This is a genomic window from Stenotrophomonas sp. Steno-C18 (assembly GCF_056393195.1).
This window is the reverse complement of sequence record NZ_JBWJOX010000012.1, coordinates 49,676-72,370: the sequence shown is the minus strand read 5'-3', so window position 1 is coordinate 72,370 and position 22,695 is coordinate 49,676. Positions and strand designations below refer to the sequence as shown.

Here is a 22,695-nt window from a genome sequence, read left to right as displayed (position 1 = left end):
GATCTACGTGAATGAGGATGCCGCGGCGTCGGGAAACCGACGGGCTGATGGCGCACGACGGTTCGCCGACTGGCCGCCTGGGCGTGGATGCCGTCATAACGACGAACGCCCGCGCGGGGCGGGCGTCGGGGCGGCGACGGGTTCCAAGCGCGGCTCAGGGCAGCCAGGCGTTACGCCATTCCTGCAGGTTCGCCCCCTCCAGCATCCAGTCGCGGTGCACGGCCTCGCGCAACCGGGCACCCGCCTGCGCGCTGGCAGCGGGGTCGGAGAGATGGTCGCGGATGGCCGCCACCCATTCGCGGTGACGGTTGCGCACGCCGGTGACCGGCAGTGACGGGTCCTGGTACGGTCCGACGTCGCTGCACACCACCGGCACGCCGCAGGCACCGTACTCGAGCAGGCGCAGGTTGCTCTTGCAGGTGTTGAAGCGGTTGTCCTCCAGCGGCGCGATCGCCAGATCCAGCTGCAGGCCGGCCAGCGCACGCGGGTAGAGACGGATGTCCACGCCGGAATGGAACTCGGCCACGTACGGCAACAGGCGTTCCGGGCACATGCCGAAGAACACCCAGTCCACGTCCGCGGCAAGCTCGATGACGGCATCGGCGATCAGTTCCAGGTCGCCGGTATGGCCGACACCACCGGCCCAGCCGACCCGGGGCTTGCCCGGGGCAGGACGCGGCGGATGAGGCAGCGCCGTCCACCATGCAGGTGGCAGCAGGTTGCGTACCACCCGAATATCAGTGTGCAGGCCGTGCAACGCCTCGGCCAGCTGCGGCGTGGACACCACGCAGCGGTCCACCATTCCCAGCGCCCGGCGCATGCTGCGCAGGACATCCTTGGGCATGTGCTCGCGATGGATGTTCTTCAGCGGCAGGTTGGGCAGGTAGTCATCGATCTCGTAGACAGTGAAGGCCCGCGAAAAGCGGCGCATGCGCTGGATGCCGGCCAGGTCCGCGTCGCTGATGCGGCGCTGCAGGACGACCACGTCCGGATCGATGCGCGCCTGTTCGACCGGATCCAGCACGGTGGCGTACAGGACCCCCTCGGCCAGGCCGGCCTGCTTCAGTGCCTCCAATGGCTGGATCACGCGGTAATGGCCGCTGCCCCAGGGGTCGGCTGGCTGCGCGAGGAGGCGTGGCAGCGGGTGCCAGGGCAGGGGCTGCCAGGAGAAATCGGATTCGCCGAGGCGGAAGCCGCCCGGGACGTCCAGGCGCAGGCTGGGGTTGTAGGCCGGATCGTGGGCGAGTGCGGGCAGCCAGCGCTCCAACAAGGCCGACTCTGCGGGTTCGGGCAACGGCGCGGCCTGGACCGAATGCAGCAGCAGGGCGTCGGGCGTCCACACGGTCAGGTAGCCGCGTTGACGCGCGCGCAGGCACAGGTCCACGTCGGCGCCGTGATCGGCGAAGGTGGCGTGGTCGAAGCCGTCCAGCCCGGCGAACAGCTCCGCGCCAATCAACAGGCAACTGTCGGACACGGCCGTGTAGTCCTGCGCGACCTGCAGGCGGTGCATGTAGCCCGGCGCGTCCATCGGCATGCCGGCGAAGGCCCGCCCGCCGCTGCCGAGCAGGCCAGGCACCAGGCCTGCGTGGGTAATGCTGCCATCGGCGGCGATGGTCTTGCCGCCGACGACGCCCACCTCGGGGCGAAGTGCATGGTTCAGGAGCGCGTCCAGCCAGTGCGGCTGCAACGCGGCCACATCGGCGCGCAGGAACAGCAGGAACGGGCTGCTCGCCTGCCCGGCGGCGACATTGCAGGCGGCCGCGTGCGGCAACGGTGGGTCGAAGGCAAAGGCGCGGATGCGACCCCCGGCCAATGGTTCGACCTGCTGCATCCATCGGCTGGCGTCGGGCCCGGCGCCATTGTCGATCAACAGCAGCTCGTAGTGCGGGTAGGCGGTCTTCTCCAGCAGGGAGACCACGCAGCGCTCCAACGACGCCAGCACGGTGTCCCGGGAAACGACCAGGATCAGGGTGACCGGCGGCTGCGCCCGGTGGCCATGGTCGACCCGGTACAGGCCGTTGCCGCGTGGGGTGACCATTGCATCGGGGTATCCCCGCGCGTGCAGGTGCGCGGTGATGACCTGTTGCCGGGCAGCGTCGTCGGCACGGGGCGGGGCGCAGCTGAGCAGGGGTTCGGGGATATGCGTGATGCCTTCCAGCCCGCCGTGCTGGATCAGGCGCAGGATCAGGTCGAGTTCGGCTGCAGCACCTGCATCGGCATCCAGCCCGCCGATGGCCAGCGCGGCATGCCGGCGGAACAACCAGTGCCCCGCCAACTGCGTCGGGTTTTCCAGCAGCAGGTCCAGGTTGATTCCTGGCCGCAGCGAGGGTGCCAGGTTGTGCTGCGCATCCACATGCCACTCGTCGCAGTACAGGGCGCGTGCGGGGGCATCATCGTGGGCGAGCGCCGCCAGCAGCCGTCGCAGGCCGGCAACATGGAACTCTGCGCCGGCCTCCACGAACAGCACCCAGTCGGCAGGGCTGGTGCGCAGGGCTTCGTCCAGCGTGGTCCCGGCAGCGAGCCGGCGGTACGCCGGGTCCAGTCCATCGGGCGCGTGCCCGGCGCCGAGGATGCAGCGGCAGACCACCTCGGCGGTGCGGGCCTGCAGTGGCAGGCTGCCCAGCGTCCTGCGCAGGGCACTGGCCGGTTGGCCGTCCGCGCGGATCACGATCTCCACGCTGTTGCGTGGAAGCTGCTGCAGCGCGGTGTCCAGCGCCTGGCGCTGCGCGGGGTTGAGCTGGCGTCGAGCCTGCCAGTCGTGCAGCGGCCAGCGTGCCTGCGCGATCAGCAACGCCTGTTCCAGCGCCGAGACCAGGTCCACCTTTTCCGCCGGCCGGTGCCCGTCGAGCGGTGCAATGGTTACCTGACGGGTGTCGCCGCCGCGATACCAGCCCAGATTGCGCAGCGCCTGGCGGAATGCCTCGTGCCAGTTCTCGGCGACACCGGGGCGATCCCGTCCGCGCTGGCTGAACTGGTGGCGCGAAATACGGAAGTCGACCAACGGGCGCGCACTGATCGCCACCGGGCCCTGATGCAGCAGCTTGACGTACATGGCCACGTCGGCCAGCCAGGCAATGTGGGTGCCGTCGAGCGTGGCCAGCTGCTCGCCCATCGCCAGCAACGGGGCGCGCCGGCATAGCGCGACGCTGGGCTCGCCGAGGAAGTTGAGGGTATGGTCACCGAAGAAGTCGATCAGGTCGCGGCCGTCGATGCATACGTCATGGTTGGCCGGGAAAGCAGTGGGAAGTTCATCGGGCAGGGGCATCCCGGCCTCGTCGATGAGCCGGCGACGGGTGGTTGCCAGCGCAAGGCCCGGAACGCGCTCGAACGACTCCAGCAGGGTTGCGATGCAGTCCTCGTGCAGCATGTCGTCATCGTGCAGGAACTTGATGTACTCGCCTTCGGCCAGGCTGATCGCACGCGCGGTGCTGCGCACCTCCCACAGGCGAGCGGGGTTGCGCGAGTAGCGCACCGGGAAGTCCACCCGTGCAGCGAAGGCCTCCACGGCCGTCTGTACGTAACCGGCAGCCGAATCGTCGCAGACCACGATCTCCAAGGGGCGATGGGTCTGCCGGCGCACGCTTTCCAGGGCCTGCAGCAGCCAGCGGGCCTTGTAGGCCGGGATCACCACGCTGACCAGCGGAGCGGGGGAGGGGGACGGGTTCATTGGCATCGGACAGAGCTGTTTGCAGCGATCGCGGCGTGGATCCGTTGCACCACGCGGTGGGAGTTGTTGGCATCCAGGTGCTGGAAGAACAGGCGACGGGCGGTGAGGTAGCGCTCGTCCGGTGGGTGCTGCGGCTGTGCGAGTGCGGCGTCCAGCGCGGTGAGCAGGGCCGGGAAGGTGGTGGTCATCGGCCCCGGGAACGCCAGCTCCAGGTCGTACAGCAGCCCGTTCTGGCGGGTGCGGTAGTGCTCCAGGTCATAGGCGAAGCCGAGCACCGGCAGGTCCAGGTAGAGCGCATCGATGTAGACCGACGAGTAGTCGGTGATCACCAGCGCGCTTTCGCGCAGCAGCGGTGCAATTTCCTGGAAGTGCGCATGGCCCAGGTCCAGCAGAACATCACCATCGAGATGGCGGGTCGGGTCCAGTGGCGCCGGCGCGTTGACCAGATAGTGGCCGCGCAGGCCGAGCACCGCGTCATGGCGGCGCAGTACCTGCTTCAATTGCGTGACCTCGTCATCGCTGAAACGGTATGCACGCTCGGTGGCGACGCTGGCATCGCGGTAGGTAGGCGCGTACAGCACCAGGCGCCGTCCGCCGCGCAGCGCCCGTACCCGGCTGGCTTCCTCGCGTAGGCCGACCGGCAAGGCGTCCTCGGCGATGCGCAGGAAGTCGTTGCGCGGCAGCCCGGTGACCCAGACATGCGTCGGTGGCAGCGGGTGGAAGATCGCCGCCATCGCATAGGCATCGATGGCCGAAGAGGCCACCAGCCCGGTGTAGAAACGGCGTTCGCGGCGCCGATGCCGGTCGCGGTCGCCGTGCTGGCGCTGGTCCGGGTTGGCCAGTGCGAACAGCCGCTTGAGCGGAATGCCGTGCCAGAGGTTGATGGTGACGCGCCGGTGCAGCCAGGGCCGAGGCGCAGCGTAGCGACCGTTGCGCCAGGGCAGTGACATGTCCAGGGCGGTGGAGTTGGTCAGCAGCAGCACGCCGCAGCGGGCGAGCGCCCACAGGCCGGCCAGCGAGTCCAGCCGGACCACGCGGACGTGCGCATCATCGTGTACGTCCGGCGGCCGTTGGCCGCCACGCACGAATACCCGGCAATGGACGCGCGGGTCGTCCTTCACCTGCTCGAAGACCGCGCGCGCGTTCTCGATGAACTGGCCGGGCTTGAGCGGATGGTCGAAGAATGCCCAGTGATCGCTGCGCTTGGGGACCAGTAGGTCCAGCAGCCGCCACGCCAGCAGCAGCGGCTTCCCCAGCCATGCGGGCATCACGGCCAAGCTTCCATCACGCGGCGCGGACCCGCGCATGTGCGGTCAGCAGGTCGCAGATCCGGTCCACCTCGGCGTCCGGGAGGTCCGGGTGGATCGGCAGGCACAGCACCTGGCGGGCGGCGGTGTGCGCCACCGGCAGGTTGTCCGGCGCCGCGGACGGAAAGCCGCGGTACATCGGGAACTCGCTGATCAGCGGGTAGAAGTAGCGTCGTACCAGGATGTTCTCGGCACGCAGCAGGTGGTACAGCTCGTCGCGCTGCAACGGGTAGTCGTCGCCGACCAGCACCGGGAAGTAGGCGTGGTTGTGGCGCACGTCCGATGGCCGGGACAGGCATTTCATGCCGGCGATCCCCGCCAGGCGCTGACGGTACAGCGCATCGATGGCCGCGCGTCGTTCCAGCGCCCGGTCGATGTGCTTGAGCTGGAGCAGGCCGAACGCGGCGCTGACCTCGTTCATCTTGCCGTTGATGCCGGGCGCCACCACGGTGGTCTCGTTGACGAAGCCGAAGTTCTTCAGGTGATCGATGCGCTGCTTGGTGCGGGCATCCGGGCAGATGATGGCGCCGCCCTCGAAGGTGTTGAACACCTTGGTGGCATGGAAGCTGAGCACCGACAGGTCGCCGTGCCGCAGCACGCTGCCACGGGTATCGCCGACGGCGAAGGCATGCGCGGCGTCGTAGATCACGCGCAGGTTGTAGTTGTCGGCGATGCGGCCGATGGCATTCACGTCACAGGGCGTGCCATAGCAATGCACCGGCATGATGGCAGTGGTCTGCGGCGTGATCGCCGCCTCGATCCGGGCCGGATCCAGGTTGAAGGTGACCGGGTCCACGTCCACGAACACCGGCTTGATGCCGTTCCACAGCAGCGAATGGCCGGTGGCCACGAACGAATACGGGGTGGTGATCACCTCGCCGGTGATGCGCAGTGACTGCAGCGCGGTGACCAGCGCCAGCGTGCCATTGGCGAACAGCGCGATGTGCTCGACCCCGAGGTAGGCGCACAGGGCCTTTTCCAGCGCCTGGTGCATGCTGCCCCCATTGGTCAGGATGCGGCTCTCCCAGATCCGTTCCAGGTAGGGAACGAATTCCTCCAGCGGGGGCAGCAGGGGGCTGGTGACCGGGATTGGCTTCTTGGTCGTCATCGCAGGCGGGCCCGGGGGCATGGCTTCGGCGGAGTGCCGGCGAGCAGGGACATGCAACTCCCGTGCCTGCGGGGGCGGCGCCGGTCAGTTGACGGCCAGTCCCATGCCACCGGCCTCGGCCGAGAACAGCAGGCTGCCCAGCGACGAGCGCAACGGGAGCGAGGCAGGCCATCCGGGCGGCACCATCGCCGGGCCGATCCGGTAGCGGCCGTGGATGCCGTCAGCGGTGCGATAGTGCAGGACCAGCCCGTACAGATTGCCGGGCTTCCAGTCCGGCGCCCGCATGTCCAGCCGATAGCGCCAGCGGTGCTCGGCGGTCCTGCCTTCGGGCTGGAACTCCCAACTGCCTTCGCCCTGGATCGCATGCAGCTCGAACCAGACCTGGCAACCGGCCATGATCCGGTCGTGCAGGTCCAGGGTCAGGTCCAGGCTGTCCTCGTCCAGCGAGATGTCCCGGAGGCGGAAGAAGCCGATGTTCGGGAACTCCAGGCGCATGGCACTGCGCGGCAGGGCGATCTCCGGGTTGTCCAGGAAGGGCTGCTTCCAATAGCAGGCACCCTCGATTTCCGCGATCCAGCCCCGTTCACTGGTCACGCCGAGCAGGAAGCACAGGGCTTCGACCTCGCCGCGCCTGATCAGCTCCAGGTAAAGGCAGCGCCTGGCACCGAGCGCCCTGCAGTCCAGCTCGCCATACAGTGCGAGTAGTTCCTGCATCTGCGCGACGAACACCTTGCGAAAGCTCGGAGACGCCACGATGCCAGGCGCGGCGTGCAGGGCACGCTGTAGGTTGGCCACGGCGATCGCGCACCGGTAGCCGGCCGCTGCGGGAACGTCATCGAAATCATGCCACTCCAGCTGCATCGAGCGGATGCGGTCGATGAAGTTGTCGGCTTGGCGGATGTTCTGCGAAATGGACGCAATGGCGCCCTCGGGGCGCCGGCGCCAGTGGTACACCAGGTCCGGGATGATCACCGTACGCTGGCTGTACCAGTACGCGCGGTGGACGAACGGGCGGTCCGCGTAGAGCAGGCCCGGGACCATGCCCAGCCCGTTCTCCCGCAGGAAATCGGTACGGAACACCTTGTTCCAGTAGAAGCAGTCGTGGATGACGTCGGGGAATCCGTCCACCGAGTCGAAGCTGCGGCGCCGCGACCAGACATACGGCTCATACAGGAATGCCACCGACGAGAGTTTGCCATCCTGCAGTCGTGCCGCCCGGCCGATGACGATGTCGGCGTCGGCCTGCATGGCCTGTTCCATCAGCAGGCGGTACCCATCGCCGGTGACCACGTCATCGGAGTCAACCAGCGCCACGTAACGACCACGCGCCAGCGACACGCCGAGGTTGCCTGAAACCGCGCCACCTTCGTTGTTTTTGCTGATGCAGCGGAAGTTCGGGTGGCGCGCCTCGTACTCCCGGCAGATCGCGAGGCTGTCGTCGGAGCTGGCATCATCGATGGCGATGACCTCGATGTTGCGATAGTCCTGTTCCAGCAGCGAATCAAGGCACTCCCGCAGGAACGGGGCGGTGTTGTAGACCAGCACCACGATCGACAGCAGCGGTGTCCCGTCGACGCGGGGCAGGGCAGCCTGAGTCATGCACGAACCTCCCTCAGCTGCTCCACTGCATCCACATCGAAGACCGGGATGCCGCGGGTGGAAGCCACGTCGGCGCGCTCGCGGTAGGCGTCGTCGATGAAGATGGCGGACTCGCCTGGGGGGATCACGGCGCTCTTGGGCGAGCCATCGCGCAGGTGCACGATCCGCTCGAACAAGTCCGCGCAGATGCGATGCCGTGAGAGCGTCTGCACCGGCTCGGTGGCGTGCCGGGTCACCAGCACCACCGGGATTCCCCGCGTGTTCCATTGGTACAGCAGCGCCATCACCTGCGGCTCCGGCGCACCCCGCACCAGCAGGGTGTCGTCCAGGTCCAGGTAGACACGCTCATAGGCCAGCTCCGCCCGCCAGCGGTTGCCGAGCGCGCGGTCCATGACCAGCGGGTAGTGCTGGGGCATGACCGTGAAGGGCTTTCCCAGGTAGGCGTAGATGCCCAGCAACGGATAGTTGATGCCGCGCATGCGGTTCAACGCCATCGAGCCGGCGATGCGGGGGGCGACTTCCAGCAGCTTGGGCACGCCCTGCCGGTCACGTCGGGCCTGGAAGAACCAGGCGCCCTTCAGGCGCAGTTCCGCAGCGATGGCCAGTGCCATCGCCTCCAGCTCGGGGTCCGTGGCCACCGGCTCGGTGCGCACGCTGATCCCGGATTTGACCCGCCCGCGTACCCGCGCAGCGGCATGCAGCAGGGTGCCGTCGGCGCTGGAGATGCAGTCCACGGTGTACTCGGTGCCGGGCAGGTATTCGCTGAACACGTACTCGATGCCACTGTCGGCCAGCAGCCGATGGCGTTCATCGTTGTCCACCCGCTCGGCGCCCTGGCTGCCCTGGCCGACTGCCGGCTTGGCGAAGATCGGGTAGTCGGCGCTGCCCAGTTCGACGCGGCGCGGCACGATGCCCAGGCCCTGCAGCCGCCCGTAGGTCAGGTTCTTGTTGCGGCAGATCGCGGCCATGGCCGGCTCGGGCACCATCGCCGGGGCATGCAGCCGCTGCTGGTTGTCGGCGAGCACGGGGATCACGCTGTCATGCGCCGGCACCACCAGATCGATGCTCCATGCATCGATCAGTGCGTTGAGCTGGGAAACCAGCTCGGCCGAATCGGCCTGTGCCGTGATCTGGCGGTACCGCGCATAGACGAACTCGCCATGGTCCGGTACCGACGAAGCACCGTGCAGGCAGACGTCCTTGGCATGGCGCAGGGCGGCATGGATCTCCAGGCCGATCTCCGAGCCACAGGGGAAGACCAGCACGTTCACCGTCATGGCCGCGGGTCCTCGCAGGGCTGGGCCAGCAGGACGGCTTCCCAGCCCTGTGGCAGCTGCACCCACTTGAAGTTGAAGCGGTAGGGGATGCCGAGTCCGGCGATGAAGCGGGGGATGGTCAGCACGTCGTCCCACTTGTGGTACAGGCACAGCGCCAGCTTGGGGCGGAACCGGCGGATGGTCTGCACGGCCCCCAGCAGCGCGGGGATCTCCGATCCCTCGATGTCCATCTTGATCAGGTCCACGCGCTGCAGCCCGTGCTGGGCGACATAGTCGTCCAGGGTGATGGTGGCGATGCGTTCGCCCGGGCCGTCCCCGGCACCGACCGATGTGGCACCTTGCAGCCTGGCCTGCCTGATCAGCAGCGAGCCATCGCTGTGGTCGGACAACGCCCGCTTGTTGAGCACGACCCGGTCGGCCACGCCGTTGAGTTGCAGGTTGTGCTCGAACAGGGCGATGTTCTCGTCCAGCAGCTCGAAGGCGTGCACCTGGCAATCGTTGCCGGTCTTGGCGCAGAACAGGACGGCGGTGTCGCCGATGAACCCGCCGGCATCGATGATGACCTCGCCCGGGCGGACGCGGAAATCCTCACTCTGGTACTGGTCGAACAGGATGTCGTGGATGCTCAATGCCCACGCATAGCTGGCCAGGCGGAAGTCATGGCCCTGCGGGCGCAGGTCCTGCAGCACGTACTGGCCGTCACCGATGGTGATCGGCGGGCGGGGCTCGGCGCGGATGCGATCGACCTCGGCGAGGTAGTGCGCCAGTTCCCCCGGGGCAACGCGGTCGATGCCGGCCCAGCGCTTGAGGAACCAGACCAGGAAGCGCTCCTGCTCGGGAGGGCTCAGCCGCTCGTACAGCAGCGTTGAGATTGCCTCGGCGTCCGCCAGATAGCGTTGGATCAGGCCTCGCAGGCGCGCATCGTCTTCTGCCGGGCCGTTGCCAGCCAGTGCCACCAGGTCGGACAGGAACCGACTGGGTGACGGGAACGGGCCGAAGAACGCATCGACGACGCGCTCGGCGGCGCTGCCGTCGTTGAGCGCGCAGAAGCGCTCCCGGAAAGCCGCGTAGCGGTCCGTGTGGGTAGCCTGGACGGCGGGCAGGTCCGCCAACAAGGCCACCAGCTCCTCGGTGCTGCGTGCGATTGGCCCGGGCAGGTCCTGGGCCATGTCCAGGTAGAAGCCGCGGACCTGTTCGGCGTAATGCTCCAGGTCGTAGCAATAAAACAGGATCGGCCGGCCAGTGGTGGCGTAGTCGAAGAAGATCGAGGAGTAGTCGGTGATCAGCACGTCGGCGATCGCGCACAGCTCGCTGGCATCGTCCACGTGCGATACATCGCGCACATTGGCCGGAAGCGCCAGGTCCTGCAGCCCCGTGCTGACCAGGTGGTGGCCGCGCAGCAGCAGGATCTGGTCCGGTGCCAGGGCCGCGGCGACCTTCACCAGATCCAGCTGCAGGTCGAAGTCGAACTGCCAATGCCCCACCTGCTGGCTGTCGCGCCAGGTGGGGGCATACAGCACGAAACGATGACCGGACGGCAGCGCCAGCCGGGCGAGGGTGTCCTCCCGTGCGCTGACCGGGGCTACCAGTGGATCGGCCACGGGGTAGCCGGCTTCCAGGATCGGGCCGTCGTAACGGAAGGCCCGCCGGAGCACATCGCTGGAATAGCGGTTCTCGCTCAACAGCAACGTCCAGGCACGGGATTCGCGGTACAGGTTGTCGCGTGCCTCCACTTCCGGCCCGGTCACCGTGATGTCGTAGCCCAGCCGCTTCAACGGGGTGCCGTGCCAGGTCTGCAGGTAGCGCGTCTGCGGCTTGCGCCCGTGCGCGGTGAACAGGATGTTGTTGACACGGTACTTGGCCTGCGCGAGCAGGCGGAGGTACTCGGCGGAGCCGCGGATCACCCGCTGCGGATTTCCCGGGATCTGCTCGTCTCCGTTGTAGGCCCAGACGCAGCGCAGGTCCGGGCGCATCCGGCGCAGCGCCTCGTAGATATAGCGGGGGTTGCCGGCGTATGCCCTGCCGAAGAAGCTCTCGAACAGGACCAGGTCCTCCTGCAAGGGCAGTTGTTCGAGCAGGGAGGGAAACGCAGCGCGCAGGTTCTCCGCTTCGACGGTCATCGCGTGCTGCTCCAGCGGCGCGGTGAACAAGGCCAGCGAGCTGGCGCTGTCGCTCAGGTAGGCCGACAGCCCATGGGCCTGCACGGCATCACGGAAAAAGTGGCGGTCCGCGCCATCAGCGGTGGTTCCGATCAATTGCTGGAACTGACCCGTATTGCCCACTTCGATCTGCACATCCCAGCGCTGGGGGGTGTCTTCCAGCAGCGCCGGGCCGGGCAAGCGCGTGCGCGCGGCATCGCCTTCGAGCAGGACGTCCAGCGGCACGCAGCGCTTGCCGTCACGGCGGCGCAGGCGAAGGGCGCTGATGCCACGCGGGGCCGGCTGCAGGTGGAGCCACAGGTCGCGGCCCTCGCCGGCAAGGGCGTGGATATGGAAAACAGGCAGCATCAGCGCACTCCGGCGAGCAGGGCGGTGGCCTGCGGTGCATTGTCGGCGGGTGGTGGGTCCAAGCCATCCAGGCGGATGCGTGCCTTGAGGGCGGAGCTGGAAATGTCCTCGGTGCGCGGCAGATAGCGGACTTGGCAATGGTGGGCCAGCGCATCGAAGTGCCCTGTCCAGTCCGAGCCCATCACCAGGATGTCCGCGCCGTAACGCTGGATGTCGGTGGCCTTCTGCTCCCAACTGTCCTCGGGGAAGACATCGTCGACATAGCGGATCGCGCGCAGCACGGCCTCGCGGTCGGCGTAGCACTGGGTTGCGGTCTTGCGCTTGATGGCGTTGAACCGGTCCGAGGACAGGCCGACCAGCAAGTGGTCGCCCAGCTCACGGGCACGACGCAACAGGTTCACGTGCCCCACGTGCAGAAGATCGAACGTCCCGTAGGTCAGAACAAGCGCCATGATGTGCGATTCCAGACGGCCATGATTGTCTTGTGACAGGCAAGATCCGTGCCGTGGGCCTCAATCGCGGGTGGCGTTCCAGTAGACAGAGCGGGGGACGCTGTCCCCATCGGGCTTGTAGGGCGGCTGCGCCATCGACAGGTGCGGACGTTCCCAGGCGACGTCGCGACGCACCACCCGTGCCGGCGTACCCACGGCCACGCAGTTGTTCGGGATGGGCCCGGTGACCACGCTGTCCATGCCGATCACGCTGCCATCGCCGATCCGTGCACCGCCCAGGCAGCACACCCCGAACGCCAGCCAGACATGGGCGCCGATGACGATGTCCTCGACCGGGTTGATGCGCAGGCCGGTGTGGATATCGAAGATGGGGTGGGCATCGTCACCGCGCAGCTGTACTTCCGAGGCCAGCATGCAGTCGTCCCCCACCGTCACCCGGCCGCCTTCGCTGGTGGCGATGAAGGTCCGCGCCGTGGTGGTCACCCCGGCACCGATGGTGATGACGCAATCCTCACCGAGGCGGATGAGCGCGGACAGGCTGCCGGCGGGGCCGGCGGCGCCGATCCGGCAGTGTGCATTGGAGCCGTGGAACTCGACGGCGGTGTTCACCAGGCGCGCACGCGGGTCGATTTCCAGCGTGCAGTTGTGGCCTTTGAACACGGTGGTCAGGCTGTTCAGCCCGACCGGCGCGATGACGCGGTTGCCACGTTCATCGCGCAGCTCACTGCGTTCGGGCGCGGCGAGTGTTGCTTGCCTGGAATCCATCACGATCAGTCTGCTACCTGTTCCCGCTCGATCCCGTACTTGCGCAGCTTCTCCACCAGGGTGGTGCGGCGCAGGCCCAGCAGCTGGGCGGCATGGGCGACCACGCCCTGGGTGCGTTCCAGCGCCTCGTTGATCAGGGTCAGCTCGATGCCGGCCATGTGGTCGCGCAGGTCCAGCCCCTCGCTGGGCAGGCTGGCCGGCTTGAACGCCGCCGCCTTGGCCTGCGTTGCGGTCGGCGCACGGGCTGCCGCCAGCACCGCCTGTACCGCCGGCTCGTCGACCGGGTTGGCCGAGGCGGCCATGGTGCCGTCGCCGCGGTAGCGGCTGGGCAGGTCCTGCACGCGCACCAGCCCGCCCGGGTGCAGGACGGCCAGGCGCTCGACCAGGTTGGTCAGTTCGCGCACGTTGCCCGGCCAGGGATAACCGGCCAGCGCCAGCAGGGCCTCGTCGGCGAAGCGGACTTCGCCGCGGCCGGTGCGGGCCAGCTGGGCCGCGATGGTCTGCACCAGTGCCGGGATGTCGGCGGTACGCTCGCGCAACGCGGGCACGTCGATCGGGAACACGTTCAGGCGGTAGAACAGGTCCTCGCGGAACTTGCCTTCGCTGATGCGCGTTTCCAGGTCACGGTGGGTCGCGGCGATCACCCGCACGTTGCAGCGGATGGTCTGGTTGCCACCGACACGCTCGAAGCTGCGCTCCTGCAGCACGCGCAGCAGCTTGACCTGCATCGGCAGGCTCATGTCGCCGATCTCGTCCAGCAGCAGGGTGCCACCCTCGGCCATCTCGAAGCGGCCCTTGCGCGCGGTCAGCGCACCGGTGAAGGCACCTTTCTCGTGGCCGAACAGCTCGCTTTCGAGCAGGTCCGGCGGGATCGCGCCGCAGTTGATCGCCACGAACGGCCCATCACGGCGCGGTGAGCGCTGGTGGATGGAGCGCGAGACCACTTCCTTGCCGGTACCCGATTCGCCCAGCACCAGTACGGTGGTGTCGAAGTTGGCGACCTGCTCGATCAGCTGGCGCAGCTCGGTCACGGCCGGGCTGGTGCCGGTCGGGCCGTTGTCGTCGATGGCGCTGGACTGGTGCTCGGTGTCCAGCCGCTTGAGGCTGGCACGACGCAGCAGGGCTTCCACCTGCGCCAGGCGCATCGGCTGTTCCAGCGGCCAGACATTGGCTTCGTGCAGGCCGTAGTGGCGCGAGAACGCCAGCGGGTCACCTTCGCCCAGCAGGACCGGCGGCGGCAGCGGCGCGGCGGCCAGCCAGTTGAAGAAGCCGGCGGCCAGGTCGGCGTCTTCCAGCGTGCCGACCACCACGGCCATCCAGTCATTGCTACGGTGGCGGCTGGTGTCGATGTCCTGCGCGTCGCTGACCCAGCGCGGGGTGAAGTCCATGAACTCCAGCAGGGACAGGGTCCGCTCGGCGCGAACCGCGTCGGCATCGATGACGAGGATGCGTGACTCACTCATCGCCTTGCTCCTTGAGGGCCTCCAGGATCGGCATGACTTCCTGGATGTAAGAGAGTTTGCTGACGAAGTTGTCGGCGCCGGCGCGCAGGGCGTGCTCGCGGTGCTCGGAATCGTCGAAGTGGCTGGCGATGACGATGTACGGCGCGTCGTCCTGGGTCTTGATCAGGCGCGTGGCCTGCAGCCCGCCCATCTCCGGCATGGCCAGGTCCATCAGCACCACGCGCGGGCGCAGCGCCTCGGAGCGTTCGATGGCCTGCAGGCCGTTGGCGGCGCTGCCGATCACTTCCAGCCATTCGATGCGGCGGAAGTGGCGCATGGCGGCGTTGATGAAGCCTTCGTGGTCATCAACCAGCAGTACGGTGAGCTTGCTCATGGAATTCCTTTGTTCAGCCCACGCGGGCCAGCAGCGGCTTGGTGCCCTGGCGGCGGCGTTCGCGTGCCGGGGCGATGTCGAGTTGTTCGCGGTATTTTGCGACGGTACGACGTGCGATGTTTACCCCCTGGCGCGAGAGCAGGCCCGCGATGGCCTCGTCGGCCAGCGGCCGGCCGGCCGGCTCGGCGTCGATCAGGCGCTTGACCATGGCCTTGACCGCCTGCCCGGAGACGCTGGCGCCCTCCAGGCGGACGGCGAAGAAATGCTTCAGTTCGAAGGTGCCGCGCGGCGTCTGCAGGTACTTGCCGGAAGTGATGCGCGAGACCGTGGACTCGTGCATGCCGATGCTGTCGGCCACTTCCTTCAGGGTCAGTGGCGCCATTGCCTCATCGCCCTGGACCAGGAACGCGGCCTGGCGCTCGACGATCACCCGGGCGGTGCGGATCAGGGTGTCGTAGCGCATGGACAGGCCGCGGGTCAGCCAGCGGGCTTCCTGCAGCATGTCGCGCAAGGGCTGCGCGGCCTCGCTGCCGTTGTCGGCCAACGCGCGTTCGTAGCCGGCGTTGATGGCGATGCGCGGGGTGGTGGCGGGGTTCAGCGCGACGCGCCATTGCCCGTCCGCGTGCCAGGCCACCACGTCAGGGAGGATGGCCTCGTCCTGCTGCGGCTGCAGGCTGTCCCCCGGCCGCGGTTGCAGCGACAGGATCAGCCGGAACGCCTCGAGGACGTCGTCCTGCTCGGCATCGAGTGCAACGGCCAGGGCGGCGTAGTCATGGTTGGCCAGCAATTGCAGGTCGGCATCGAGCAGGCGCGCGGCCAGGTGGCGCGCCGGCACCACGCCGGGCAGCGCCGCCAACTGTGCCAGCAGACACTCGCGCAGGTCGGTCGCGGCCATGCCGGCCGGCTCGCCGTGCAGCAGGCGTTGGCGCACGGCTTCCACGTCGCTGGCGGTGCGGTCCAGGCGCGCACTGGCCAGGCGGGTCAGCTCGGCCAAGGCGCCCTGCAGGTAGCCGGCGTCATCGCAGTGCTCCAGCCAGAAGCTGGCGATGGCCAGGTCGGATGCGTCCAGCTCCAGGGCCAGTGCATTGAGCACGCGCAGCTGCGGGTCGGTGGACTCGCCGGCGGCGATGCGCGCCATGCGGTCATCCTCGCCGTCATTCCAGCCGCCGCCGGCCACGTCCCACATCGAGCTCTCCGGCAGTTCGTCGAACGCGGCCGTTTCCACCTGCGCGTCGTTGCCATTGGCCGTGGCCGGGCTCTCTTCCTGCTCGTCCTGCAGCTCCAGCAACGGATTGCTTTCCAGCGCCTGGCGGACTTCCAGCTCCAGCTGCATGCCATTGAGCTGCAACAGGCGGATCGACTGCAGCAGGGCAGGCGTGAGATGGAGCTGCTGGCCCAACTGGGCAGAGAGTGTGGCTTTCATGCGATTCCCCGGCGGCGCTGTGTGAAGGCCGCGTTGTGGAACGCATCTTGCGTGGCGGAGTGCCGACGCTGAAATCAGGGAAGCCCTGAGGGCTGTCCTGATTAACCCCACTTTGCGTAGGGGAAAGCCTTACAAATCGTCATTTTTCTGGCGCGACGAGCCGCGAAATTCCGGATAGGTCATTGATTCTTATCGAAGTGCCAGTAAGTGGCGACGGAAATTCGAATCTGTGACAACGAACATGCTCGGTCAGTGACCTGACGTCAGCCAAGATCCTTCTCGTGCCGCACGGCGAACAGCAACAGGTCATTCGCGCGCCGGCAGCCCAGCGCTTCCATCATGCGGGCGCGGTGGGTTTCCACCGTCTTGACGCTGATGCCCAGCTCGGCGGCGATCTCCTTGGTGGTCTGGGCACTGCCCAGCCGACGCAGGATCTGCTTCTGCCGTGGCGACAGCGCGGCGATGCCCGTGGGCCGCTCGCGGTTGATCAGCGGGGCCAGCATCTTGGCAGAGATGTGCGGGCTCAGGAACACCTGTCCGGCATGCGCGGCGCGCAGTGCCAGCTCCAGTTCGGCCGGAGCGGCGTCCTTGACCACGAAGCCGACCGCACCGCGGTCCAGGGCGTCGCGGACGTGGCCGGCATCGTCGTGCATGGACATCATCACCACCCGCGTCTGCGGCTGGCGGGCACGGATGTCACTGAGGGCTTCCAGACCGGTACGGCCCGGCAGCGACAGGTCCATCAGGATCAGGTCGGGAACGTGCAGCAGGGCCAGGTCCAGGGCCTGCGCGGCGTCGCTGGCTTCGGCGACCACCTGCACGCCTTCGAAGCTCTGCAGCAGCCGGTTCAGTCCCGCCCGGACCAGGGTGTGGTCATCGACAATGAGAACGCGCACGTGGAACGGTCTTCCCCCTAGAAGTCCCTCACCTTAGCCGAGCGCGACGTGTGACGCCAGTCAACTAAAGGGGGGCAATCAACGATTGCGGCGGCTGTCGGCGATCTGCCGCCGATGCAGGCGGAACAGGTGCCGTTCGACCGCTGCGTTCAGGTTGTCGCCCAGGCCGGTGAAGCCCAGCCACAACCGGCTGCCGCCCTCATGGGGGGCCTCGGCCAGCACGGTGGCGGGCAGTTCGATGTGGTCGGGCAGCCAGTCGGCGGGCTGCAGCTGGATCACCCCGGCGCTGCCGGGTGCCAGTGCGGTGGTTTGCTCGAGATCCAGGCGCAGGCCATGCCGTGACCAGCGCACCGCCCGGACTGGCAGGGCCGGGTTGGCCTGCTGCAGCAGGCGACCGAGCAGGACCAGGGCCAGGTCCATGCGGGCCTCCAGGCGCTGCAGCTGCGCGCTGGTGTCGCTGCGCTCGTCGCCGTCGTCGCTGCTGCGCGAATCCTCGACCAGCGCGACGCTGCGCAGCAGCATCTCCGAGGTGCCCGGACGGGCGACGCGCGCTCCGGCCGTGAACTGCACCGGCACGACGACATCGCAGCTGAGCGTATCGTCGAACAGGGTGCCTTCGGCAGCGGTGGCGCCGTCGTGGCTCATGCCAGCGTACCGGCCTGCAGGTAGGCGTTCGCCGCGCGGGTGGATTGCCGCTCGGCACGCAGGTACTGGGCGGCTTCATCGCGCAGCTGGCGCATGCGCGTGGTCAGCGAGAGCTGCTGTTCGAGCAGGTTCTGCAGCGCCTGCGGAGCACTGTGGGCGCCATGGGCGTGGAGGTAGTCGCGCACGCGCTGGTCGTGTTCGCCGACGATGCGCTCGGTGGTGGCATGGTCCTCGGCCTCGATCGCGTTCTTGATCAGGTCCAGGTCCACGTGCAGCGCCTGCAGCAGGGCGCTCGCGTCGTTGTTCATGGCATCAGGCTCCATGTGCGGTGGGCAGGGTGCGCTGTTCCTGGGGAATGGCGTTCCATGCGCTCTCGATCTCGCCGATCAACGACAGCGACTCCTGCAGCGGTACCGCGTCGTTGTTGAGGTTGGCTTCGGTCAGGCGCTGCATGACGTAGTCGTACAGGGCCGACAGGTTGCCGGCGATCTCGCCGCCGGCTTCGTGGTCCAGCGAACCATTCAGGTGCCCGATGATCGCACAGGCTTCACCGATCGCCTTGCCTTTCAATGCCTGGTCGCCGTTGGCCAGGCAGGCTTCGGCGCGACGGATGCGCTCGCCCGCGCCTTCAAGCAGCAGGGCGACAAGGCGGTGCGGGTCCGCGTCGACGACGCGGCTGGTGACGCCGACCTTGCGGTACTGCTCGGCATAGTGGCGGTTGGCACCGTACATGGGGTTCTCCTTGGGGCTTCGTCATGGCCGGGCCGGCGCTGGCGAAAAGTGGTCGTATTGGTGTGCGTGGGGAAGGGCGCTGCCGGCCGGTCAGCTCTTCTTGTTGAGCGCGCTGATCTGCTGGCTGAGGTAATCGCTGGTGCTCTGCATCTTCGCCACCACCGTGTCCATGGCGGTGAACTGGGCGGTATACCGCGCGGAGACCTTTTCCATCCGCGCATCCAGGTCGTCCAGGTCCTTCTCAAGCTTGCTGATCTGCTTGGTCAGCGAGTTGGTGCGCAGGGTCAACGTGCCGTTGCTGCCCAGGTTGGTCTTGAGCATGGCGCTGAGGCTGGAGGTGAACGAGCCGTCGCTGCCCAGCAGCTTGCGGGCGGCGGACGGGTCCTCGGCGACCTTGGCGTCGAACGTGGTGGTGCTGAAGGCCAGGGTGCCGTCCTTGTTGACGGTCACGCCCAGGGCCTTGAGGTCGAGCATGCTGGCGCTGGCTTCGCCGCGCAGCTGCTGCTGCAGGCCGCGTACCAGCGAGTCACCGGTCAGCGCGGAGGCCTTGTCGTTGGTGGCGTCGTAGGCGCTGCTGCTCTTGAGCAGGCCGACCGTGGTGTTGTACGCGGCAACGAAGGCCTGGGTGTTGATCTTCAGGCCGGAGTTGTCCGCAGCCACCGTCAGCGTGCGCTTGGTGCCTTCCTCGGCCTTGTTCAGGGTGAGGGTGACGCCAGGCAACAGGTCGGTGATGGTGTTGCTGCTGGACTCGCGCTCGAAGCCGTCCACCCGCACCAGTGCGTTGGCCGGTGCGATGTTCTCGGTCATGCCGCCGCTGGTGCCATCCCAGGTCAGCGCCGACAAGCCACCGTTGCCGCCGCTGGCGGTGACCGTCAGTGCGCCTTCGGTGCCGCCATTGACCGCATTCATCACCAGGTGCTGGCCGTCGTTGGCGGTGATGATGGTGGCGTTGACCCCCTTGCCGCCAGCGGCCTTGTTGATGGCGGCGGCGATCTGCGTCAGCGTGCTGCCCTCGGCAATGTCCACGTCCAGCGTCTCTTCGCCCCAGGCGAACGTCAGCTTTCCGTCGCCCACCTTGGCATCGGCGCCGAACGCGCCGGAGCTGAGCTTCTGGCTCTGCGCCAGCCGCACCACTTCGACCTCGTAGGTGCCGGCGGTGGCGCTGGTCTTGCCGTTGGAGTCGGTCACCACCGTGGCGCTGAAGCTGGTGGCGGTATCGCTGATGCTGGTCTTGTAGGCGCCGTTGGTGGCGCTCTTGGCCATCGCTTCCAGCGCCGACTGCAGGCTGCTCAGCGAGTTCTTGATGTTGCCCAGCGCCGACAGTTGGGTGGTCGCCTTCGTGCCCTGGTTGTTGATGCGGGTCTCGGCCGGCTTGCGCTCGGCAGCCACGAGCTGGGCGACGAGGGTCGGGATGTCCAGTCCGGAGCCGACGGCAGCGAGGGATGAGGAGGCCATGTAGTTTCCTTGGTCGTGGCGTGCGGACGCCCGTACAGGCATCCTCGGTATCGGCACGCCCGGGCCGTTTCTTTAGGCGGGCGCGCGCAGGGCTCCCCGTGTGGATGCAAGTGGCGTGCCGTTGCCGCAGGCCGGCCCCCGGCGCCGCCAACGCACAGACCCCCGCCTTGCGGCGGGGGTCTGCGTTGTTGCTGCCTCCAGTGCCGCCTTGCGGCGGCACCGGCGGGGATCAGCCCAGCAGGCTCAGCACGTTCTGGGTGGAGCTGTTGGCCTGGGAGAGCATCGCGGTGCCGGCCTGCTGCAGGATCTGCGTGCGGGTCAGCTCGGCGGTTTCCTTGGCGTAGTCGGTGTCGCGGATGCGGCTGCGCGAGGCCGACAGGTTTTCCGAGGTGGTGGACAGGTTGGAGATGGTCGAGCTGAAGCGGTTCTGGATCGCACCCATGTCGGCGCGCGAGCTGTTGACCGCGGTCAGGGCCTTGTCGACCACTTCCAGCGCCTGCTGGGCACCGATGAAGGTGGAGATGTCCAGGGTGCCGGCGACCTTCTGGCTGGACACGGCGGTGGCGTCCTGGGCGGTGAAGGCGGTGCCGCCGGAGGTCAGGCCGGTCGTCTGGCCGGTGGTGGCCGGGCTGATGGTGCCGAAGGTGAAGCCGGTGGTGAACTGGTTGCCCTTGACCGCCTTCAGGCTGATCGCGCCGTTGCTGTCGACTTCGGCGTAGACGCCGCTCTGGTCCATCTTGTCGTTGATGGCGGCAGCCACCTTCTTGTTGATGGAGGTGGTGCTTTCACCGGCTTCGAACTTGACGTCCTCGATGGTGATGTCCTTGGCGCTGCTCGCGCCAACGGCCTGCACGCTGACCTTGATGCCGGAGATCTTGCCAGCGGCGGTGGCGGCGGCGCCGGAGGCAACCACGCTGACGGCGGTGGTGTCGGCGGCGAAGTTCATCTTGCCCAGGGTGTCGATGTTCGAGTCGACGATGCTGTTGATGCCGATGGTCTGGCCGGAGTCTGCGCCGACCTGGAACAGCGCGCCGGAGAAGCTGCCGTCCAGCAGCTTGGTGCCGTTGAAGTTGGTCTGGTTGGCGACGCGGTCGATTTCCTTCAGCAGCTGGTTCACTTCCGAATTCAGCGCTTCGCGGTCGGTGGTCGAGTTGGTGGCATTGGACGACTGCACGGCCAGCTCGCGGATACGCTGCAGGTTGTTGCCGATCTCGACCATCGCGCCTTCGGCGGTCTGGGCCAGCGAAATGCCGTCGTTGGCGTTGCGGGTGGCAACGTCCAGGCCGCGGATCTGGGTGGTGAAGCGCTCGGAAATCGCCAGGCCGGCGGCGTCGTCCTTGGCGCTGTTGATGCGCAGGCCCGAGGACAGGCGCTGAATCGAGGTGGCCAGGCTGGTGCCGCTGGTGTTCAGGTTGCGCTGAGCATTGAGCGACATGATGTTGGTGTTGATGACTTGTGCCATGATTCGGATTCCTTTTTGGCGTTTGATCCGGCAGCTCAACCTGACCGGTACTGGATGCAGTGGGGTGGCGTAGGGCGCCGCAGTACCGCTGCTGATATCAATAACGGCACACACCCCGGCAGCTTTAGGCCCCGACGACAAGGTTTTTTTTCCGCCGGGCAGGGCGCCGGAAAAGCAGCCGGCAGCGCCGGCAAGCGGGTGCCCCGGCATGGTCGCCCCCAACGAAAAGGCCCCGGCATGCCGGGGCCTTTCCTGTTTGCCTCGCTGCAACGGTTACTGCTGCAGCAGGCTCAGCACGCTCTGCGGCTGCTGGTTGGCCTGTGCCAGCATGGCGGTACCGGCCTGCTGCAGGATCTGCGTGCGGGTCAGCTCGGCGGTTTCCTTGGCGTAGTCGGTGTCGCGGATGCGGCTGCGCGAGGCCGACAGGTTTTCCGAGGTGGTGGTGAGGTTGGCGATGGTGGAGGTGAAGCGGTTCTGGATCGCGCCCATCTCCGCACGCGAGTTGCTGACCGCGGTCAGGGCCTTGTCGACGATCTCCAGTGCGCGCTGCGCGCCGGTGAAGTCGCGGATGTCCAGGTCCTCGGCATGCTGGGTGGACATGGTGGTCGGCACCGTCAGGGCGCCGCCGGTGTAGGTCAGGCCGGTGCCGCCGGTCAGCGTGCCGAGGTTGGCGGCGGTGATGGTCTGGCCGGCCTTGAGCGACTGGAAGGTGAGCTCGCCGGTGGTGCCGTCCACCGAGGCGTACAGGCCGGTCTGGTCCAGCTTGTCGTTGATGGCCTGGGTGAGCTTGCGGTTGATGTCGGCGGCGGTGTCACCCACGTCGACCTTGATGTCGTCGATCTTGATCTGGGTGGCGCTGCTGGCACCGGCGGCCTGGACGCTGATGGTGATCCCGGACACCTTGCCGACGGCGGTGCCGGAGGCGGCCGAGGGCACCGCGCCGATGCCGGTCATGTCACCGGCGAAGCCGGCCGTGCCGATGGTGTCGGTGTTGACGTCGACGATGCTGTTGATGCCGATGGTCTGGCCGGCGTCGGCGCCGACCTGGAACAGGGCCCCGGCGAAGCTGCCATCCAGCAGCTTGGTGCCGTTGAAGTTGGTCTGGTTGGCGACGCGGTCGACCTCCGAGAGCAGCTGGCGCACTTCGGCGTTCAGCGCCTCGCGGTCGGTGTCGGAGTTGGTGGCGTTGGCCGACTGCACGGCCAGCTCGCGGATGCGCTGCAGGTTGTTGCCGATCTCCACCATCGCGCCTTCGGCGGTCTGGGCCAGCGAGATGCCGTCATTGGCATTGCGCACGGCCACGTCCAGGCCACGGATCTGGGTGGTGAAGCGCTCGGAGATGGCCAGGCCGGCCGCATCATCCTTTGCACTGTTGATGCGCAGGCCCGAGGACAGGCGCTGGATGCTGGTCGCCAGGCTGGTGCCGCTGGTGTTCAGGTTGCGCTGGGCGTTCAGCGACATGATGTTGGTGTTGATGACTTGTGCCATGGGACTTCTCCGTTGTGTTCTATGCCTGCATCAGGCGATGCGGTGATTCGGTTTGGCAGTGCGGCTGCCGTCAGGT

General features: G+C 67.6%; 18 protein-coding genes. All 18 read right to left on the bottom strand.

Annotation, left to right across the window (positions count from 1 at the left end; all coding sequences use genetic code 11):
* Positions 1 to 154: 154 nt before the first annotated feature.
* Positions 155 to 3,667, bottom strand: coding sequence for a glycosyltransferase (locus tag AC06FE_RS18575; protein ID WP_478073895.1), 3,513 nt, complete (start codon positions 3,665 to 3,667; stop codon positions 155 to 157).
* The gene (locus tag AC06FE_RS18570; RefSeq protein WP_478073894.1) at positions 3,664 to 4,935 is read right to left on the bottom strand and encodes a CDP-glycerol glycerophosphotransferase family protein; all 1,272 of its coding nucleotides are present in this window, start codon (positions 4,933 to 4,935) and stop codon (positions 3,664 to 3,666) included. Before AC06FE_RS18570 ends, AC06FE_RS18575 begins: the two co-directional genes overlap by 4 nt.
* Before the next feature lie 16 nt (positions 4,936 to 4,951).
* Positions 4,952 to 6,082: a DegT/DnrJ/EryC1/StrS family aminotransferase gene (locus AC06FE_RS18565; RefSeq protein ID WP_478073893.1), complete on the bottom strand. Its 1,131-nt coding sequence runs from the start codon at positions 6,080 to 6,082 to the stop codon at positions 4,952 to 4,954.
* A gap of 84 nt (positions 6,083 to 6,166) precedes the next feature.
* Complete coding sequence (locus AC06FE_RS18560; protein WP_478073892.1) at positions 6,167 to 7,681, bottom strand: glycosyltransferase family 2 protein; 1,515 nt, start codon at positions 7,679 to 7,681, stop codon at positions 6,167 to 6,169.
* Positions 7,678 to 8,958 carry an ATP-grasp domain-containing protein gene (locus AC06FE_RS18555; protein ID WP_478073891.1) on the bottom strand — a complete coding sequence of 427 codons (1,281 nt, stop codon included), beginning with the start codon at positions 8,956 to 8,958 and terminating at the stop codon, positions 7,678 to 7,680. Before AC06FE_RS18555 ends, AC06FE_RS18560 begins: the two co-directional genes overlap by 4 nt.
* The gene (locus tag AC06FE_RS18550) at positions 8,955 to 11,465 is read right to left on the bottom strand and encodes an FkbM family methyltransferase (RefSeq protein ID WP_478073890.1); all 2,511 of its coding nucleotides are present in this window, start codon (positions 11,463 to 11,465) and stop codon (positions 8,955 to 8,957) included. Before AC06FE_RS18550 ends, AC06FE_RS18555 begins: the two co-directional genes overlap by 4 nt.
* Positions 11,465 to 11,917 (bottom strand): adenylyltransferase/cytidyltransferase family protein, encoded by a 453-nt coding sequence (locus tag AC06FE_RS18545; protein ID WP_478073889.1) that lies wholly within the window; start codon positions 11,915 to 11,917, stop codon positions 11,465 to 11,467. Before AC06FE_RS18545 ends, AC06FE_RS18550 begins: the two co-directional genes overlap by 1 nt.
* A 60-nt stretch (positions 11,918 to 11,977) precedes the next feature.
* A complete protein-coding gene (locus AC06FE_RS18540) occupies positions 11,978 to 12,682 on the bottom strand; it encodes an acyltransferase (protein WP_478073888.1) in 705 nt (234 codons plus the stop codon).
* A gap of 5 nt (positions 12,683 to 12,687) precedes the next feature.
* Positions 12,688 to 14,145: a sigma-54 dependent transcriptional regulator gene (locus AC06FE_RS18535; protein ID WP_446541822.1), complete on the bottom strand. Its 1,458-nt coding sequence runs from the start codon at positions 14,143 to 14,145 to the stop codon at positions 12,688 to 12,690.
* Positions 14,138 to 14,518 (bottom strand): response regulator, encoded by a 381-nt coding sequence (locus AC06FE_RS18530; protein WP_192285818.1) that lies wholly within the window; start codon positions 14,516 to 14,518, stop codon positions 14,138 to 14,140. Before AC06FE_RS18530 ends, AC06FE_RS18535 begins: the two co-directional genes overlap by 8 nt.
* Positions 14,519 to 14,531: 13 nt before the next feature.
* Entirely contained in the window at positions 14,532 to 15,941 is a 1,410-nt protein-coding gene (gene rpoN, locus AC06FE_RS18525) for an RNA polymerase factor sigma-54 (protein WP_323439065.1), read from the bottom strand.
* Positions 15,942 to 16,204: 263 nt separating this feature from the next.
* Positions 16,205 to 16,837 (bottom strand): response regulator, encoded by a 633-nt coding sequence (locus tag AC06FE_RS18520; RefSeq protein WP_478073887.1) that lies wholly within the window; start codon positions 16,835 to 16,837, stop codon positions 16,205 to 16,207.
* A 78-nt stretch (positions 16,838 to 16,915) separates the two neighbouring features.
* Positions 16,916 to 17,482 carry a PilZ domain-containing protein gene (locus AC06FE_RS18515; RefSeq protein WP_478073886.1) on the bottom strand — a complete coding sequence of 189 codons (567 nt, stop codon included), beginning with the start codon at positions 17,480 to 17,482 and terminating at the stop codon, positions 16,916 to 16,918.
* On the bottom strand, positions 17,479 to 17,790 hold the full coding sequence (locus tag AC06FE_RS18510) for a hypothetical protein (protein WP_192285813.1): 312 nt from the start codon (positions 17,788 to 17,790) through the stop codon (positions 17,479 to 17,481). The genes AC06FE_RS18515 and AC06FE_RS18510 overlap by 4 nt, the downstream gene beginning before the upstream one ends.
* A gap of 4 nt (positions 17,791 to 17,794) precedes the next feature.
* Positions 17,795 to 18,214, bottom strand: coding sequence for a flagellar export chaperone FliS (fliS, locus tag AC06FE_RS18505; protein WP_323439068.1), 420 nt, complete (start codon positions 18,212 to 18,214; stop codon positions 17,795 to 17,797).
* 90 nt (positions 18,215 to 18,304) lie between these two features.
* Positions 18,305 to 19,669: a flagellar filament capping protein FliD gene (fliD, locus tag AC06FE_RS18500; protein WP_323439069.1), complete on the bottom strand. Its 1,365-nt coding sequence runs from the start codon at positions 19,667 to 19,669 to the stop codon at positions 18,305 to 18,307.
* 229 nt (positions 19,670 to 19,898) lie between these two features.
* Positions 19,899 to 21,131 (bottom strand): flagellin, encoded by a 1,233-nt coding sequence (locus tag AC06FE_RS18495; RefSeq protein ID WP_192285809.1) that lies wholly within the window; start codon positions 21,129 to 21,131, stop codon positions 19,899 to 19,901.
* Positions 21,132 to 21,404: 273 nt separating this feature from the next.
* Positions 21,405 to 22,619 (bottom strand): flagellin, encoded by a 1,215-nt coding sequence (locus tag AC06FE_RS18490; RefSeq protein ID WP_132863483.1) that lies wholly within the window; start codon positions 22,617 to 22,619, stop codon positions 21,405 to 21,407.
* Positions 22,620 to 22,695: the final 76 nt, after the last annotated feature.